Source organism: Klebsiella sp. K4, assembly GCF_014596785.2.
GTDB classification, from domain to species: Bacteria; Pseudomonadota; Gammaproteobacteria; order Enterobacterales; family Enterobacteriaceae; genus Klebsiella; species Klebsiella pneumoniae.
Genome location: NZ_CP115021.1, coordinates 3,019,087 through 3,034,312, shown reverse-complemented (window position 1 = coordinate 3,034,312; position 15,226 = coordinate 3,019,087). Strand labels below are relative to the sequence as shown.

General features: G+C 61.4%; 14 protein-coding genes. 9 read left to right on the top strand and 5 right to left on the bottom strand.

The window, feature by feature from the left end; translation table 11 throughout:
- Positions 1-131: 131 nt before the first annotated feature.
- From sapB to IB144_RS15065, 3 genes are all read right to left on the bottom strand, one after another.
- Complete coding sequence (sapB, locus tag IB144_RS15075; RefSeq protein ID WP_002901816.1) at positions 132-1,097, bottom strand: putrescine export ABC transporter permease SapB; 966 nt, start codon at positions 1,095-1,097, stop codon at positions 132-134.
- Positions 1,094-2,737, bottom strand: a complete 1,644-nt coding sequence (sapA, locus tag IB144_RS15070; RefSeq protein ID WP_002901817.1) for an ABC transporter substrate-binding protein SapA — start codon at positions 2,735-2,737, stop codon at positions 1,094-1,096. Before sapA ends, sapB begins: the two co-directional genes overlap by 4 nt.
- 333 nt (positions 2,738-3,070) lie before the next feature.
- Positions 3,071-3,979: an SDR family oxidoreductase gene (locus IB144_RS15065; RefSeq protein WP_072198157.1), complete on the bottom strand. Its 909-nt coding sequence runs from the start codon at positions 3,977-3,979 to the stop codon at positions 3,071-3,073.
- A 107-nt stretch (positions 3,980-4,086) separates the two neighbouring features.
- On the opposite strand from IB144_RS15065, the gene IB144_RS15060 reads away from it, so the two are divergent.
- Positions 4,087-4,917 (top strand): helix-turn-helix transcriptional regulator, encoded by an 831-nt coding sequence (locus IB144_RS15060; RefSeq protein ID WP_149358954.1) that lies wholly within the window; start codon positions 4,087-4,089, stop codon positions 4,915-4,917.
- Here IB144_RS15060 and IB144_RS15055 read toward each other — a convergent pair.
- Positions 4,896-7,205: a helix-turn-helix domain-containing protein gene (locus tag IB144_RS15055; RefSeq protein WP_046654346.1), complete on the bottom strand. Its 2,310-nt coding sequence runs from the start codon at positions 7,203-7,205 to the stop codon at positions 4,896-4,898. The genes IB144_RS15060 and IB144_RS15055 overlap by 22 nt on opposite strands.
- Before the next feature lie 171 nt (positions 7,206-7,376).
- On the opposite strand from IB144_RS15055, the gene IB144_RS15050 reads away from it, so the two are divergent.
- Both IB144_RS15050 and IB144_RS15045 read left to right on the top strand, forming a co-directional pair.
- Positions 7,377-8,546 carry a M20 aminoacylase family protein gene (locus tag IB144_RS15050; RefSeq protein WP_002901900.1) on the top strand — a complete coding sequence of 390 codons (1,170 nt, stop codon included), beginning with the start codon at positions 7,377-7,379 and terminating at the stop codon, positions 8,544-8,546.
- Positions 8,547-8,571: 25 nt separating this feature from the next.
- Positions 8,572-9,963, top strand: a complete 1,392-nt coding sequence (locus tag IB144_RS15045; RefSeq protein WP_065888625.1) for an MFS transporter — start codon at positions 8,572-8,574, stop codon at positions 9,961-9,963.
- Here the strand turns inward: IB144_RS15045 and pspF are convergent.
- Positions 9,954-10,943 carry a phage shock protein operon transcriptional activator gene (gene pspF / locus IB144_RS15040; RefSeq protein ID WP_004148137.1) on the bottom strand — a complete coding sequence of 330 codons (990 nt, stop codon included), beginning with the start codon at positions 10,941-10,943 and terminating at the stop codon, positions 9,954-9,956. The genes IB144_RS15045 and pspF overlap by 10 nt on opposite strands.
- Before the next feature lie 152 nt (positions 10,944-11,095).
- On the opposite strand from pspF, the gene pspA reads away from it, so the two are divergent.
- From pspA to IB144_RS15010, 6 genes are all read left to right on the top strand, one after another.
- The gene (pspA, locus tag IB144_RS15035) at positions 11,096-11,764 is read left to right on the top strand and encodes a phage shock protein PspA (protein WP_002901908.1); all 669 of its coding nucleotides are present in this window, start codon (positions 11,096-11,098) and stop codon (positions 11,762-11,764) included.
- Between the two features lie 55 nt (positions 11,765-11,819).
- Entirely contained in the window at positions 11,820-12,044 is a 225-nt protein-coding gene (gene pspB / locus IB144_RS15030; RefSeq protein WP_002901911.1) for an envelope stress response membrane protein PspB, read from the top strand.
- Entirely contained in the window at positions 12,044-12,403 is a 360-nt protein-coding gene (pspC, locus tag IB144_RS15025; RefSeq protein WP_002901913.1) for an envelope stress response membrane protein PspC, read from the top strand. Before pspB ends, pspC begins: the two co-directional genes overlap by 1 nt.
- Before the next feature lie 28 nt (positions 12,404-12,431).
- Positions 12,432-12,650: a phage shock protein PspD gene (gene pspD, locus IB144_RS15020; RefSeq protein ID WP_002901915.1), complete on the top strand. Its 219-nt coding sequence runs from the start codon at positions 12,432-12,434 to the stop codon at positions 12,648-12,650.
- Between the two features lie 102 nt (positions 12,651-12,752).
- Positions 12,753-14,150 (top strand): YcjX family protein, encoded by a 1,398-nt coding sequence (locus tag IB144_RS15015; RefSeq protein ID WP_002901917.1) that lies wholly within the window; start codon positions 12,753-12,755, stop codon positions 14,148-14,150.
- Positions 14,147-15,208, top strand: a complete 1,062-nt coding sequence (locus tag IB144_RS15010; protein ID WP_020324878.1) for a YcjF family protein — start codon at positions 14,147-14,149, stop codon at positions 15,206-15,208. The genes IB144_RS15015 and IB144_RS15010 overlap by 4 nt, the downstream gene beginning before the upstream one ends.
- Positions 15,209-15,226: the final 18 nt, after the last annotated feature.

Here is a 15,226-nt window from a genome sequence, read left to right as displayed (position 1 = left end):
CTAACTGATGACTGTCGGAGATGACGTCAAAAACAATGTGTACAAAATTGTGTATTAAAATCAGGAAAATTGCGCAATTTAAAAATTTAACTCATTGTTTTTAATTGACAAAAATATTTATTTTGTAGGTGCTATCGTAGGGCATACCATTCCTTATGTTTCAGTGGGTTAGCCATGGCACCGAGAATATCGGAAATTACGTTGACAATAATCACCAGCGCGCCAATCACCATCACTCCGGCGGAGATCGCCGCGTAGTCCTGCTGGCGAATAGCGTTGATCAGCCAGCGGCCTAGTCCAGGCCAGCTGAACACCATCTCAGTGATCATCGCCAGGGTGAGCATGGTGGAAAACTGCAGGCCGAGACGCGGGATCACCGGCGGCAGGGCGTTGTGCAGCACATGGCGTAGTAGAATTTTGCGTCGCGACACGCCGCGGGTGGCGGCCGCTTTTACATAGTTAGTGTCATACACCTCGCTGGTGCTAATGCGCATCAGGCGGATCACTTCAGTGGTGGGGGCGACCGCCAGGGTCAATACCGGCAGCACCATATGCCGGGCGGCGCTGACGATCATCTCATGGCGCCACGGCGAGTCCGAAAGCCAGGCGTCGATCAGCGCGAAACCGGTGACATTTTTCACCTCATACAGCAGATCGAAGCGACCGGAGACCGGAAGCCAGCCGAGGGTCAGGGAAAAGAAGAGGGTCAGGAGCAGCGCCAGCCAGAAGACCGGGATCGAGAAACCGACCAGCGCAACGGCGCTGATCAGGGTATCGGGCCATTTATTGCGCATTACGCCGGCGATCATCCCCACCGGAATTCCTATCAGCAGGGCAAAGCCGAAGGCGAGGATGCACAGCTCCATGGTCGCCGGGAAAACCTCGCGCAACTGCTCAGAAATCAGCTGGCCGTTAATGCTGGAGACGCCGAAATCCCAGTGCAGCACCCCTTCAAACCAGAACAGCCACGCATTCCACAGGGAAGCGCCCTGCAGTGGGGCATGAGGGGTGAAATAGCTCAGGCTGAAACCGACAAAGGTCAGAAAAAAGAGGGTGATCAGCAGCAGCAGCAGGCGGCGCAGGGTAAAAATAATCATGGCTTTTTCACCTCTTCGGTATTTTCCCGCGATACGCCAGCGAACGAAGCGTTACCGAAAGGGCTGAGCACCAGGCCTTTCATATCATAGCGGTAGGCCTGCAGCCGCAGCGACGAGGCCAGCGGCAGGACCGGCAGTTCGCGGGCGAGGATCCGCTGCGCCTCTTTGTAAGCGTCCATCCGCGAGGAGAGCTGCTGCGAGAGCAGCGCTTTTTGCAGCACGTCGTCAAACTCCCGGTTACACCAGTGGGCAAAGTTGGTTTGCGAGGCGATGGCCGCGCAGCTCAGCAGCGGTCGGAAGAAACTGTCCGGATCGTTACTGTCCGTCGCCCAGCCGGAGAGCGTCAGGTCGTGGCTCATGTCCATCAGGCGCGCCTCCTGGAAACGTCCCTCTACCGGCACAATAATCACCTTAACGCCAATCTGCGCCATATCCGCCTGGATAAGCTCCGCCGTTTTCAGCGGGCTGGGATTCCACGCCTGCGAGCTGGTGGGCACCCACAGCTTGAGGGTCAGGTTTTCCAGCCCCAGGGCTTTCAGGCGGGCGCGGGCCTCCTGCGGATTATATTCGGTAATTTTAGCGTCATTATCGTAGGCCCACGAGGCCCGCGGCAGCATGGACGCCGCCGTCTCCGCGGTGCCATAGTAGATAGACTGCATCAGGCGCTGGTTGTTGATCGCCAGCGCCAGGGCATGGCGCACCTCAGGGTTATCCAGCGGCGGCTTGGCGGTGTTGAAGGCCAGCCAGGCGATGTTCATTCCCGGGCGCAGCGTCAGGCGCAGGCGCGGGTCGTCACGCAGGATCGTCAACTGGCTGGCGGCTGGCCAGGCCAGCACGTCGCATTCTCCGGTCAGCAGTTTCGACAGGCGGCCGGTGCCGCCGGAGCCAAGGTCGACCACCACCTGGGGCATCAAAGGTTTGCCGCGCCAGTAGCCGGGGTGGCGCTGCAGGCGAACATATTGTCCGGAGCGGTAATCGGATAGCTGGAACGGGCCGGTGCCAACCGGCTGGCGATCCAGTTGCTCCTGGCGGTCGTCCTGCGTTAAGCGGGCGGCATATTCGGCAGAGGTAATTGACGCATAGTGGGTGGCCAGATGCCAGAGGAACGAGGCGTCCGGCCGCTTGAGGCGAAACTCCACGGTCTGATTATCCAGCTTGCGGACGCTCTCCACGCTGTCAGCAAACTGCAGACTGTCGAAGTAGGGGAAGCTGCTGCCGTTGACGTTGTGCCACGGATGGTCGCGGTTAAAAATACGGCCAAAGGTAAAAATGACGTCATCGGCATTAAAGTCCCGCGTCGGGGTAAACCACGCCGTGCGTTGAAACGGGACGTGGCGGCGCAGGTGAAAGCGGTAGGTGGCGCCGTTATCGAGAACTTCCCAGCTCTCCGCCAGCTCGGGGACCAGCCGGTAGGTATAGGGATCGACGTCAAGCAGACGATCGTAGATCTGAGCGGCCAGCGTATCGACAATCAGGCCGCTGCTGACTTTCTGCGGGTTAAAGGTATTAACCTGGCCGCTGACGCAATAGACGAAACCGCTATCGCGGATATCGGCGCGGTCGGGGAGCGCAGGGGCGGCAAAAGCTGGCCCACACAGCAGGGAAACGGCTGCCAGGAGAGATGACAATTTCAGGCGCATATTTTCTGTTTGATTATAGAGCTGAACTCTATCTTATTAAGATTAATAGACATTCACCACCGCCTTCAACAAGCCTGAGGGATAATGCGGTTACCGGGTGCGTATAGTATTCAGTCAATTGATTAAAATAGTCGCGGAACCGAGTCTGTATAGTGAAACATGGTAACTTTTTATCGCCGATATCGCCAGTCAGCTCTGTTTGGCCGCGGTTGACCAAACGGCGACGACGTGCGGACGCTAGAGAATAGATTCAGTATAGCGGGGAGAAAGCCGATGACCCGACGGGCGACTAGCCGTACCCGTCGGGTGTGATACAGGGGGAGCGTGTTTCGATTATTGTGACAGTGTCACTTTGTGATAGTCCATGTTCTGCAGGTCCTCCAGCAGCCCGGGGCCAACCGGCTGCCACTGCAAGCGCTCGCGGGTCCATGCCGAGCTGGCGCGCAGGTCAAGGGCGGTAAACGGCGCAAACCAGCCGAACCAGGCGTCGACCTGCGAGTCATCCAGGTGGGTCAGCGGCAGGTTTAATCCGTGGGCAATTACCGCTGCAATATCGCGTAACGCGATCCCCTCTTCGGCCACCGCATGATAGCGCTCGCCGGCCGCGCCCTGAAGCAGCGCGCTGACATACAGACGTGCGACGTCATCGACATGGGCGGCTGACCAGCGGTTGCTTCCCTCGCCGCGCAGGGCTACCGCCCCGTTGGCGACCGCGCGTTCGATATAGCAGGTCAGCAGTCCCTGACGCACGGTGTCATGCACCTGCGGTAAGCGGACCACCCTGACATCCACTCCCGCCTCCAGCAACTGCTGGCCGGCGAGCTCTGAGGCGGTGCGCGGGCTGGGGTGCGCTGAGTTGAAGAACGACTCCCGGGCCGGGGCGCCGCTCCCGTCGTCGCCCATCAGCGTGCCGGAGGTGATCACCAGCGGCCGCGTGCTGCCTCGCAGCGCCTGGCCCAGGGCCAGGATCGCCTGGCGGTCTTTCTCGCAGTTAGCGGCAAAGCGGCTGAAGTCGTGGTCGAAGGCGGTATGGATCACCGCGTCGGCGTTCCCGACGCCAGCCAGCAGCGACTCCGGGGCATCCAGCGTGCCGCGATGCACCTCGGCACCGGCCGCCTTCAGGGCCTGTGCGGTGCTTTCGCTGCGCGCGAGGCCGATAACCTGATGGCCCGACGCCTGCAGCGCCGGAAGAATACGTGAGCCGATAAATCCGCTCGCGCCGGTAAGAAATATACGCATCATGGATCTCCTGAATGGGTTTCAGGCGTATCCTACCTGCGATGTCATACTATAAAAGTAGAGACATTATCGGGGTATAAATTCTAACAGGCAGAACCCACAGGCAGATGATGAACACTTCTGACAACCATGCTTTAGGCGATTTTCTCCGCGCCCGCCGCCAGCGTCTCGATCCGGCAACGTTTGGCTTCCCGGCGGGACGCCGGCGCACCCCGGGGCTGCGCCGCGAAGAGGTCGCGCAGCTCGCCAGCATCAGCCCGACCTGGTATACCTGGCTTGAACAGGGGCGCGGTGGGGCGCCTTCCCGCGAGGTGCTGGAGCGGATCGCCCGCGGTCTGCGGCTGACCACCCCGGAGCGCGAGCATCTGTTTATTCTCGCCTTTGGCCATCCGCCGCAGACGCGTCTGACGGTGACGGATGATATGACGCCGCGGCTGCAGCGGGTGCTTGACGCTTTCACCATTCCGGCGATTATCCGCACCGCCAGCTGGGACGTCATCGCCTGGAACGCGCCGGCGGCCAGGGTGCTGACCGACTACAGCCAACTGCCGCTGGCTGAGCGCAACGTGCTGCGCCGCCTGTTTACCCGGCCGGAGGCCCGCTGCATTCTGGAGGACTGGCAGAGGGTGGGGCAGCTTATCGTCAACGCCTTCCGCGCCGACGTCACGCGGATGGGCGCCACGAAAGAAACTGACCAGTTGATCGCGGAGCTCAGCCAGCAGAGCGTCGAGTTCGCCCGTTTCTGGCAAAGCCATGACGTCGCCGGCCACGGCGAGGGCTATAAGCGCATTAACCACCCGCAGATGGGGCCGCTCGAACTGGAATTTACCTCCTTTGCCGTGGAAGGCCGTCCCGATCTTTCCCTGCTGGTCTTTAATCCGGCAACGACGGAGAGCCAGCGGAAAATTCACGGTTTACTTCAGGGGCCTGTGGGCGACTGAGGCGTAAACTCGTACAGCGCCAGCGCATTGCTCTGCAGCGAGTCGATCCGCAGCCAATAGCCATCGAGCCTGGCTTCATCCACGCTGAGCGCCGGACGGGCCTGATGCATCAGCCACTGATAATCCTCGGCGTCAGGGCCGCTGCGGCTGCGAAAGGCGTCCACCAGCGGGAACAACGCGCCGTGGTGCTGATCGAACAGGTGCTGTTTGATGCGCCAGCTGCCATCCAGGCCCTGCAGCCGCACGCTGTAGGGCTGGCTGAAGCGCTGGATAAAGGCCGCTTCGCTGGAGAGCCAGGGATTGTAGACCACCGTATTGCGCAGCAGCAGCTGGTAGTGACCCTGGTGGTGGAGCAGCAGCAGGTTTTTATCGTGAACCAGGATCTCGCCGCGCAGCCGCCGCCAGAGCCAGAGTACCCAGTAAACCGGGCGCGGCAGGCCGTGCAGATAGTGCAGCGCCAGGCTGGAGGTATCGAGCTTGCCGTTGGCGCGAGCTTCGCCCTGGAGGCCTGAATTTAACCAGAAGCCCGCCAGCCAGACCTGGTCCGCCACCCCCAGCAGATTATCCATCAGCAGCGCGCCGCGAAAAAAGCGGCCGTTGGTATCCCGCGTATCGCCGGTCAGCGTATTCCAGGAGAGCAGCCACAGCGGCAGGTTGAGCTGACGCTGGCGCAGGGCGCTGTGGATCTGCCGCAGCTTGTGCAGCGGGTAATGTTCGCTGGAGGCCAGGCGGCTGCTGTCTGCCTGGGCCAGATCCAGCTGTTCGTTGGCATCTGCCTGGCAGGCGAGAAAATCCGCCTCTGCCAGCAGCGGCGAGTGGAACAGCGGATCGTTCCCGGGATCGCTGGGAGCAAAGCGGTGCCAGATCCCCAGCTGCGGCTGTGGCAGCAGGCGATGAAGAACCCCGCGCTGCTGCCGCCAGGCGGCCTGGCGCGCAGCTTCGCTGGCCTGCGGCGACCAGTGCCAGACAAAGCGCCAGCTGTTGAGCGTGGCTGGCGGAAAATGGTTGGCGGCGAGCTGCAGGAAGCGCTGCAGCAGGTCGCTGCGGGTGGTGACGCCGGTGTGCAGGATCACCTGCCAGCCCATCGCCGCCAGCCAGCTAAAAATCTGCTGCAGGTTGTACCAGCAGGCGTAGCCGGCCATCTGCGGATCGTCCCAGCCGGTGCCGAACAGCCGACTGCTGAGAAAGGGATCGTTGATATCGATGGCATACACCGGCAGGGCGTGGTGCAGCTGTTCGAGTTCCCGGCGCACATCTGCGCGCAGCAGATCGTCCAGTTCGCGCACGGTCACCACCATCCGGGTATGGCGCAGCGCTGCGGGGCGCGCTGGACGATCGCGCAGATTGATCTCCCGGGTCTGCGGTGGGTTGATCGGCAGGGGGGGACTTTCCCGGTCGCGTGGTTCCGGCTCATTGAGTCGCGCATACAGCCGGTCGGCCGCCACCGGCTGCCAGCGATCGGCCTGCGGCGGGCGCGGTCGGGCAAGCTCCAGAGGATGCTGTTCACGATACTGGCGCGGCGTCACGCCGTGCTGGCGCTTAAACAAATCGCTCATCATTCGCGTACTGGCGAATCCCTGTTCGCGGGCGATTTGCTGGACGGTTTTGCGGGTGGTTAATAGCTGGTCGGCGGCGTGGCGCAGGCGCAGCGCGGTGAGGTACTGGACAAAACTTACCCCGACCTCTTTGCGAAATAAGCGTGACAGCCAGGCCTCGGAGACAAATTCCGCGGCCGCCACCTCCTGCAACGAGAGGCGACGCTGATAGTTAGCGTCGATCCGCGCCACCACGCTGGCTATTCTCCGGCTCCATTTTTCGGTATCGCGCCGGGGCGTGGAGGCGATGGGCTGGCTAAAGCGCGTGGCCAGCAGCAGCGCTATCTCACTCAGCCAGCGGTTGGCCTCCAGTCGGTAATGGCCAGGATGATTGACCAGGCCGCTCACCAGCAGCTGGCGCATCAGGCGGCGCAGGCCGTCATCGGCATCCCGGGTGCGCGGCGTTATCTGGTAATCGACGGCAAAAAAGGCATTATCGAGGCGGGCCAGCCAGCTGGCGGAGAGGGTGAGGATCATCACGGCGTTGGCCCCGGCGCTGCGCAGGCTCCAGCGACGGTTGCGGTTAACGATCGCCAGCCCGTCGGCGGCGAGCGGCTGCGACGCACCTTCCGCCACCGCCAGATTTACGCTTCCCTCCAGTACCCACAGCAGCGTCAGCAGATCGCTTTCCGGCTGGGTCAGCTGACGCACATCGCGTACGGTGACGCTAAAGTCGCCTGAATGCTGCTCCACATGACTCTCCTCTGTAGACAAAAAACAACCGGTTGTTTTTTGTCATAACCGATATGTATGAAAAACACTCATTGATTTTTCGTCAATATAAAACAAAAAAGCGCGCCTGCAAGCTGAGGCACCCGCATAAACTCGAAAGTGTCGTGCAAACACAACACAGGAATAACAAAAATGACACATCCGTTGCTAGAAGCATTGCAGGTTAACGAGGCGCAATTTATTGCTCTGCGTCGTCGGTTCCACCAGCAGCCGGAGATCGGCTTTGAAGAGCACCAGACCAGCAGCGAGGTCGCCCGACTGCTTGGCGAGTGGGGATACGAGGTTCACCGCGGCCTGGCGGGCACCGGAGTGGTGGGCACGCTGCGCGTCGGCGAGGGGAAAAAACGCCTTGGCCTGCGGGCGGATATGGATGCCCTGCCGATGCAGGAGCGGAGCGGTAAGCCGTGGGCAAGCCAGGTTGAAGGGCGCTTTCACGGCTGCGGCCATGACGGGCACACCACCACGCTGCTCTACGCCGCTGAATATCTGGCGCGCACCCGCCAGTTTACCGGCACGCTGCAGCTGATTTTCCAGCCCGCGGAAGAGTTGCTGTACGGCGGGCGGGTAATGGTCGAGGACGGTCTATTTGACCAGTTTCCCTGCGACGCCATCTTCGGCCTGCACAATATGCCGGGTCAGCCGTTGGGCAAGATCGGCCTGCGCGACGGGGCGATGATGGCCTCCTCCGATACGCTGCATATTGAAGTGAAGGGCGTTGGCGGCCACGGCGCGGTGCCGGAGCATACGGTGGATGCCACGCTGGTGGCCTGCCATATTACCCTCGCGCTACAGTCCATTGTCTCGCGCAATATCACCCCGTTTGAACCGGCGGTGGTGACCGTCGGCAGCATCCAGGCCGGTCATGCGCCCAATATCATTAACGATCACGTGCTGATGAAGCTCACGGTGCGCACCCTCAATGAGCAGGTGCGCGAGACCGTGCTGCAGCGGATCCATGATATCGCCGTGGCCCAGGCGGAGAGCTTCAATGCCACCGCCACGCTGACCCACGTCAACGGCAGCCCGGTGTTGCGTAACGATCCGGCGACGAACGCCATGGTGCGGGAGGTGGCGACAGCGCTGTTTGGCGCAGAGCAGGTGGGCGAGGTGAAGCCGTTTATGGGCAGTGAAGATTTTGCCTTCATGCTGGAGCAGCACCCGCATGGCAGCTATTTCACCATCGGCGCTGGCGATGAGCCGGATCGCTGCATGGTGCATAACCCGGGGTATGACTTCAACGACGCGCTGTTGCTGACCGGCGCGGCGCTGTGGTGTGGCCTGACGGAACGCTATCTGCGCTAATCACGAGAAACGGGAGGGCCATGCGATGAGCACTGTCACAATAAGCGACACCCCGTTTGTCGGCAACGATCGCCTGCTGGTGGGGATTGTGTTAAGCGTTTTAACCTTCTGGCTGTTCGCCCAGTCGGTGATTAACGTGGTGCCGGCGATGAAAAGCAGCCTTGATATCTCTCTTGAAACCTTAACTCTGGCCGTCAGTCTCAGCGCGCTGTTCAGCGGCTGCTTCGTGGTCGCCAGCGGCGGCCTGGCGGACAAGTTTGGCCGGATGCGGATGACCACCCTCGGGCTGGGGCTGAGTATCGTCGGCAGCGCCATGCTGGTGGTCGCTCAGGGACCGGGGCTGTTCCTCGCCGGCCGGGTGCTGCAGGGGCTGTCGGCAGCCTGCATTATGCCGGCGACGCTGGCGCTGATTAAAACCTGGTATGAAGGGCGCGCGCGGCAGCGGGCGGTCAGCTTCTGGGTCATCGGCTCGTGGGGCGGCAGCGGTCTCTGTTCCTTCGTTGGCGGGGCTATCGCCACAGGGCTCGGCTGGCGCTGGATCTTCGTCTTCTCGATCGCCGTTGCCCTGCTGGCGCTGTTTTTGCTGCGCGGCACGCCGGAGAGCCGCAGCGCCAGCGCCAGCCAGCATAAGCTGGACGTCGGCGGTCTGCTGAGCCTGATTGTTGCGCTGGTGCTGGTGAATCTGTTTATCAGCAAGGGCCACGGCTGGGGCTGGAGCAGCCCGCTGTCGTTGACCATGCTGGCCGGGGCGCTGGCGGCGGGAACGGTATTTATCCGCAACGGCATGCGCAAAGGCGAGGCGGCGCTGATTGATTTTGCGCTGTTTCGCAACCGGGCCTACGGTGCGGCAGTGCTGTCGAACTTTCTGCTCAATGGAGCGATTGGCACCATGATGATCGCCAGCATCTGGCTGCAGCAGGGGCACCACCTGACGCCGCTGGAGAGCGGGATGATGACCCTCGGCTATCTGGTGACCGTCCTGGCGATGATCCGGGTCGGCGAGAAGCTGCTGCAGCGCTATGGCGCCCGGCTGCCGATGATGGCCGGTCCGGTGTTGACCGCTATCGCCATCGCGCTGATATCCTGCACCTTTCTCGAAAAGGCGCTGTATATCGGGGTGGTGTTCGCCAGCAACGTGCTGTTTGGCCTCGGACTGGGCTGCTACGCCACACCGTCGACGGATACCGCGGTGGCCAATGCCCCGGAGAACAAAATCGGTGTCGCCTCGGGGATCTATAAGATGGGCAGCTCGCTGGGCGGGGCGATGGGTATCGCCGTGACAGCGTCACTTTTCACGCTGTTTTTACCGCTGGGCATGGCCCATGCCGCCCAGTATGCCCTGTGGTTTAACGCCGTCTTATGTCTGGGGGCGATGGCGGTGAGCGCGCTGCTGCTGCCGCGCGCCTCTCACAGCTGATGCTTTTTCAGCAGCGCGCGGAGCTGGTGATAGGTTAATCCCAGCAGCTCCGCCGCCTGCTTCTGATGATACTTCGCCTGCTCCAGACTCCGCTGCAGCAGGCGTTTTTCCTGCTGGAGCTGGAAATCGCGCAGATCCAGCGGTAGCGCGGGCAGCTCATCGCCGGGCGCGGCTTCCGGCGGAGAGCCGGGGGACTGACGAAAAGGGTTAATAATAATCGCGTCCAGCTCATGCTCGCTGTCGCCGTGGCGATACACCGAGCGCTCAACCACGTTCTTCAGTTCGCGAATATTCCCCGGCCAGCGGTAGCCGAGCAGCGTCGCGGTCGCTCGTTCGCTAAAGCCGGGAAACAGCGGCAGACCGAGTTCGCGGCACATCTGGATGGCAAACTGGTTGGCGAGCAGCATGATGTCGCTCTGCCGGTCGCGTAGCGGGGGGAGCTGTACCACGTCGAAGGCCAGGCGGTCGAGCAGGTCGGCGCGAAAATGACCTTCCTCGACCATCTGCGGCAGGTCAGCGTTGGTGGCGCACACCAGCCGGACGTTAACCTGCAGCGGCTGGCTGCCGCCCACGCGCTCCAGCTCGCCATATTCAATCACTCTTAACAGCTTCTCCTGCACCAGCATTGGGGCTGTCGCCAGCTCATCGAGAAACAGCGTCCCGCCGTCGGCGCGCTCGAAGCGCCCGGGATGGCGCTTGCTGGCCCCGGTGAAAGCCCCGGCTTCGTGGCCGAACAGCTCCGAGTCGAGCAGATTATCGTTCAGCGCCGCGCAGTTCAATGAGATAAACGGCCCCTGCCAGCGGCTGGAGAGGTAGTGCAGACGGTTAGCAATAAGCTCTTTCCCGGTACCGCGCTCGCCGATGACCAGCACCGGTTTATCCAGCGGGGCCAGCCGGGAAACCTGTTCCAGCACCTCGAGAAAGCTATTGGCCTCGCCCAGCAGATTATCCTTGTACTGCGCCATGATGAATTTCGCCATTAAGTAGTGTAATTAACCAGGTGACTGTAGCAATGCCCAGCACGTTTCGCAACCACCCTGTTTAAAATCAATAAGATAAAAAGTTGGCACGCCATTTGTATTAGCTAAGCCACAGGTGAATGCCTGAAACCAGAACTATGAGGATTGAAATTATGGGTATTTTTTCTCGTTTTGCCGACATCGTGAACGCCAACATCAACTCCCTGCTGGAGAAAGCGGAGGACCCGCAAAAGCTGGTGCGTCTGATGATCCAGGAGATGGAAGACACGCTGGTTGAGGTGCGTTCGACATCGGCCCGCGCGCTGGCGGAAAAGAAACAGCTGTCCCGTCGTATTGAGCAGGCGGTCGCCCAGCAGGCGGAATGGCAGGAAAAAGCCGAGCTGGCCCTGCGCAAAGAGAAAGAAGATCTGGCCCGGGCGGCGCTGATCGAAAAACAAAAGCTGACCGACCTTATCGCTCAGCTGGATCATGAAGTGCAGCTGGTCGATGAAACGCTGGCGCGCATGAAGAAAGAGATTGGCGAGCTGGAGAACAAACTCAGCGAAACCCGCGCCCGTCAGCAGGCGCTGGCGCTGCGCCATCAGGCGGCGAGTTCGTCCCGCGATGTGCGTCGCCAGCTGGACAGCGGTAAACTGGATGAGGCGATGGCGCGCTTTGAATCCTTTGAGCGTCGCATCGATCAGATGGAAGCGGAAGCGGAGAGCCACCGCTTTGGCAAGCAGCAGACGCTGGATCAGCAGTTTGCCGAACTGAAAGCGGACGATGAAATCAGCGAGCAGCTGGCGGCGTTGAAAGCCAAAATGAATCAGTCCAACCAGTAAGTATGATTGCGCGGCGCGGCGTTGCGCCGCGGCTCACCCCCTGTAAGGAGTACACATGAGCATGCTTTTTCTCGCCATTCCGCTGACGCTGTTTGTGCTGTTTGTTCTGCCGGTCTGGCTGTGGCTGCACTACAACAATCGCGGCGCCAACGGCAGTCTGACGCAAAATGAGCAGCAACGGCTGCTGCAGTTGACCGATGACGCGAAGCGGATGCGCGAACGCATTCAGGCGCTGGAAGCGATCCTGGATGCCGAACATCCGAACTGGAGGGACAAATAATGGCCGGACTGGATCTGAATAAAAAACTGTGGCGTATCCCGCAGCGCGGGATGGTGAAGGGCGTCTGCGCGGGTATTGCTCAGCATCTTGATGTCCCGGTGAAGCTGGTGCGTCTGATTACCGTGCTGGCGATGATTTTCGGCCTCTTTTTCTTTGTCCTGGTGGCCTACATCATTTTGACTTTTGCTCTGGATCCGATACCGGACAGCGAGCTGTACGGTCATAAAGCGCCGAGCAATGGCGATCTGCTGGCCGCCGTGGATGCCGAACTGGCCTCCGGTGAACAGCGTCTGCGTGAAATGGAGCGGTACGTGACCTCCGACACCTTTACGCTGCGCAGCCGCTTTCGCCAGCTGTAAATCCTGTTTCTAACGAATGAGGCAACGCATGAATAGCAAATGGCAACGCGCCGGGCAGCAGGTGAAGCCCGGTCTGAAAATCGTCGGTAAGCTGGCGCTGCTGACCGCGCTGCGTTATGGCCCGGCGGGCGTTGCCGGCTGGGCGGTTAAATCGGTCGCGCGTCGGCCGCTGAAAATGCTGCTGGCGGTGGCGCTGGAGCCGCTGCTCAGCCGGCTGGCCAACCGCGTCACGCGCGGGATGAAATAATGCCGCCGTGGGGAAGGCGCAAAAGGATTAACGTTGTCCTGCTTATCCCCGGCAGATCGCTTATGATGACGAGACATACCTTCAGGGCATAACGGACTGGCGATGAAGCGACTGAAAACTGAATTGAATGCGCTGGTCAACCGCGGGGTTGACCGGCATTTACGTCTGGCGGTGACCGGCCTGAGCCGGAGCGGTAAAACGGCGTTTATCACCGCGCTGGTCAACCAGCTGTTGAATATCCACACCGGCGCCCGCCTGCCGCTGCTGAGCGCCGCACGCGAAGAGCGGCTGCTCGGCGTCAAGCGCGTGCCGCAGCGGGACTTTGGCATTCCCCGATTCACCTACGACGAAGGGCTGGCCCAGCTGTACGGCCAGCCCCCCATGTGGCCAACCCCGACGCGCGGGGTGAGCGAGATCCGTCTCGCGCTGCGCTACCGTTCGAATGACTCCCTGCTGCGCCATTTTAAAGATACCTCCACGCTGTATCTGGAGATTGTCGACTATCCGGGCGAGTGGCTGCTCGACCTGCCGATGCTGGCGCAGGATTATCTGAGCTGGTCGCGACAGATGACCGGGCTCCTGCAGGGACAGCGTGCGGAGTGGTCGGCCCGCTGGCGGCAGCTGTGCGCCGGGCTGGATCCGCTAGCCCCTGCCGACGAGGCTCGGCTGGCGGATATCGCTGCCGCCTGGACGGACTATCTCCACGCCTGTAAGCGTGAAGGGCTGCACTTTATCCAACCCGGGCGCTTTGTCCTGCCCGGAGAAATGGCGGGCGCGCCGGCGCTGCAGTTTTTCCCGTGGCCCGACGTCGACGCCGTCGGCGAAGCCAAGCTGGCGCAGGCCGATAAACACAGCAACGCCGGCATGCTGCGCGAACGCTACAAATACTATTGCGAAAGGGTGGTGAAGGGGTTCTACAAAGAGCACTTCCTGCGCTTCGACCGGCAGATTGTGCTGGTGGACTGTCTGCAGCCGCTCAACAGCGGGCCGCAGGCGTTTAACGATATGCGCCTGGCGCTGACCCAGCTGATGCAAAGTTTCCATTACGGGCAGCGCACCTTGTTCCGCCGGTTGTTTTCGCCGGTTATCGACAAGCTGCTGTTTGCCGCTACCAAAGCCGATCACGTCACGATCGATCAGCACAGCAATATGGTGTCGCTCCTGCAGCAACTGATTCAGGACGCGTGGCAGAACGCCGCCTTTGAAGGGATCAGTATGGATTGCCTGGGGCTGGCGTCTATTCAGGCGACCCAGAGCGGGCTGATTGAGGTGAATGGCGAGAAAATTCCCGCCCTGCGCGGCAATCGCCTGAGCGACGGCCAGCCGTTGACCATCTATCCCGGAGAGGTGCCGGCGCGCCTGCCGGGCCAGGCCTTCTGGCAGCAGCAGGGATTTCAGTTTGAAAACTTTCGTCCGCAGGTCATGGATGTCGATCGGCCTTTGCCGCACATTCGTCTCGACGCGGCGCTGGAATTTTTGATTGGAGATAAACTGCGATGAGCGAACCGTTAAAACCGCGGATTGATTTTGATGGGCCGCTGCAAGCGGAGAAAATTCCGCCGCTGAAAGGCGCTCGCGCCTTCGACACCCTGGAGGCGGACAACTTCGCGCCAGCGCGGCTGGTGACCGGCGAAGAGGAAGAGGGGGCGGCGGAAGCGGTGGTGGAGTCGGTCCTGCGACCCAAACGCAGCCTGTGGCGGCGGATGGTCAGCGCCGGACTGGCGATCTTCGGCGTCAGCGTCGTGGCGCAAGGCGTGCAATGGACGGCTAACGCCTGGCAGACCCAGGACTGGATTGCGCTGGGCGGCTGCGTCGCCGGGGCGCTGATCGTCGGAGCCGGCGTCGGATCTGTAGCCACCGAGTGGCGCCGTCTGTGGCGACTGCGCCAGCGCGCCCACGAACGCGATGAAGCGCGCGATATGCTGCACAGTCACGCGGTCGGTAAAGCGAAAGCGTTTTGTGAGAAGCTGGCGCAGCAGGCCGGGCTGGATCAGTCGCATCCGGCGCTGCAGCGCTGGTATGCCGCGATCCACGAAACGCAAAGCGATCGCGAAGTGGTGAGCCTTTATGCGCAGCTGGTGCAGCCGGTGCTCGATGCCCAGGCGCGGCGGGAAATCAGCCGTTCGGCGGCGGAGTCGACGCTGATGATTGCCGTCAGCCCGCTGGCGCTGGTGGATATGGCGTTTATCGCCTGGCGGAACCTGCGGCTGATCAACCGAATTGCCACGTTGTACGGCATTGAGCTCGGGTATTACAGCCGTCTGCGACTGTTTCGCCTGGTGTTGCTCAATATCGCTTTCGCTGGCGCCAGCGAACTGGTGCGCGAGGTGGGGATGGACTGGATGTCGCAGGATCTGGCGGCCCGGCTGTCGGCGCGCGCCGCGCAGGGCATTGGCGCCGGTCTGCTGACCGCCCGTCTCGGGATCAAGGCGATGGAGCTGTGCCGCCCGCTGCCGTGGATCGCCGATGATAAACCGCGACTCGGCGATTTTCGTCGCGAGCTGATTGGGCAGTTGAAAGACACCCTGCAGAAAAGCAAAACCCGCCCGGAGAAGTAACCTCCGCTCAGAGACATC

What these genes read in the sequence shown, in the direction of transcription:
- sapB (WP_002901816.1), bottom strand. Translation starts at nt 1,097, where the DNA reads ATGATTATTTTTACCCTGCGCCGCCTGCTGCTGCTGCTGATCACCCTC.
- sapA (WP_002901817.1), bottom strand. Translation starts at nt 2,737, where the DNA reads ATGCGCCTGAAATTGTCATCTCTCCTGGCAGCCGTTTCCCTGCTGTGT.
- IB144_RS15065 (WP_072198157.1), bottom strand. Translation starts at nt 3,979, where the DNA reads ATGATGCGTATATTTCTTACCGGCGCGAGCGGATTTATCGGCTCACGT.
- IB144_RS15060 (WP_149358954.1), top strand. Translation starts at nt 4,087, where the DNA reads ATGAACACTTCTGACAACCATGCTTTAGGCGATTTTCTCCGCGCCCGC.
- IB144_RS15050 (WP_002901900.1), top strand. Translation starts at nt 7,377, where the DNA reads ATGACACATCCGTTGCTAGAAGCATTGCAGGTTAACGAGGCGCAATTT.
- IB144_RS15045 (WP_065888625.1), top strand. Translation starts at nt 8,572, where the DNA reads ATGAGCACTGTCACAATAAGCGACACCCCGTTTGTCGGCAACGATCGC.
- pspF (WP_004148137.1), bottom strand. Translation starts at nt 10,943, where the DNA reads ATGGCGAAATTCATCATGGCGCAGTACAAGGATAATCTGCTGGGCGAG.
- pspA (WP_002901908.1), top strand. Translation starts at nt 11,096, where the DNA reads ATGGGTATTTTTTCTCGTTTTGCCGACATCGTGAACGCCAACATCAAC.
- pspB (WP_002901911.1), top strand. Translation starts at nt 11,820, where the DNA reads ATGAGCATGCTTTTTCTCGCCATTCCGCTGACGCTGTTTGTGCTGTTT.
- pspC (WP_002901913.1), top strand. Translation starts at nt 12,044, where the DNA reads ATGGCCGGACTGGATCTGAATAAAAAACTGTGGCGTATCCCGCAGCGC.
- pspD (WP_002901915.1), top strand. Translation starts at nt 12,432, where the DNA reads ATGAATAGCAAATGGCAACGCGCCGGGCAGCAGGTGAAGCCCGGTCTG.
- IB144_RS15015 (WP_002901917.1), top strand. Translation starts at nt 12,753, where the DNA reads ATGAAGCGACTGAAAACTGAATTGAATGCGCTGGTCAACCGCGGGGTT.
- IB144_RS15010 (WP_020324878.1), top strand. Translation starts at nt 14,147, where the DNA reads ATGAGCGAACCGTTAAAACCGCGGATTGATTTTGATGGGCCGCTGCAA.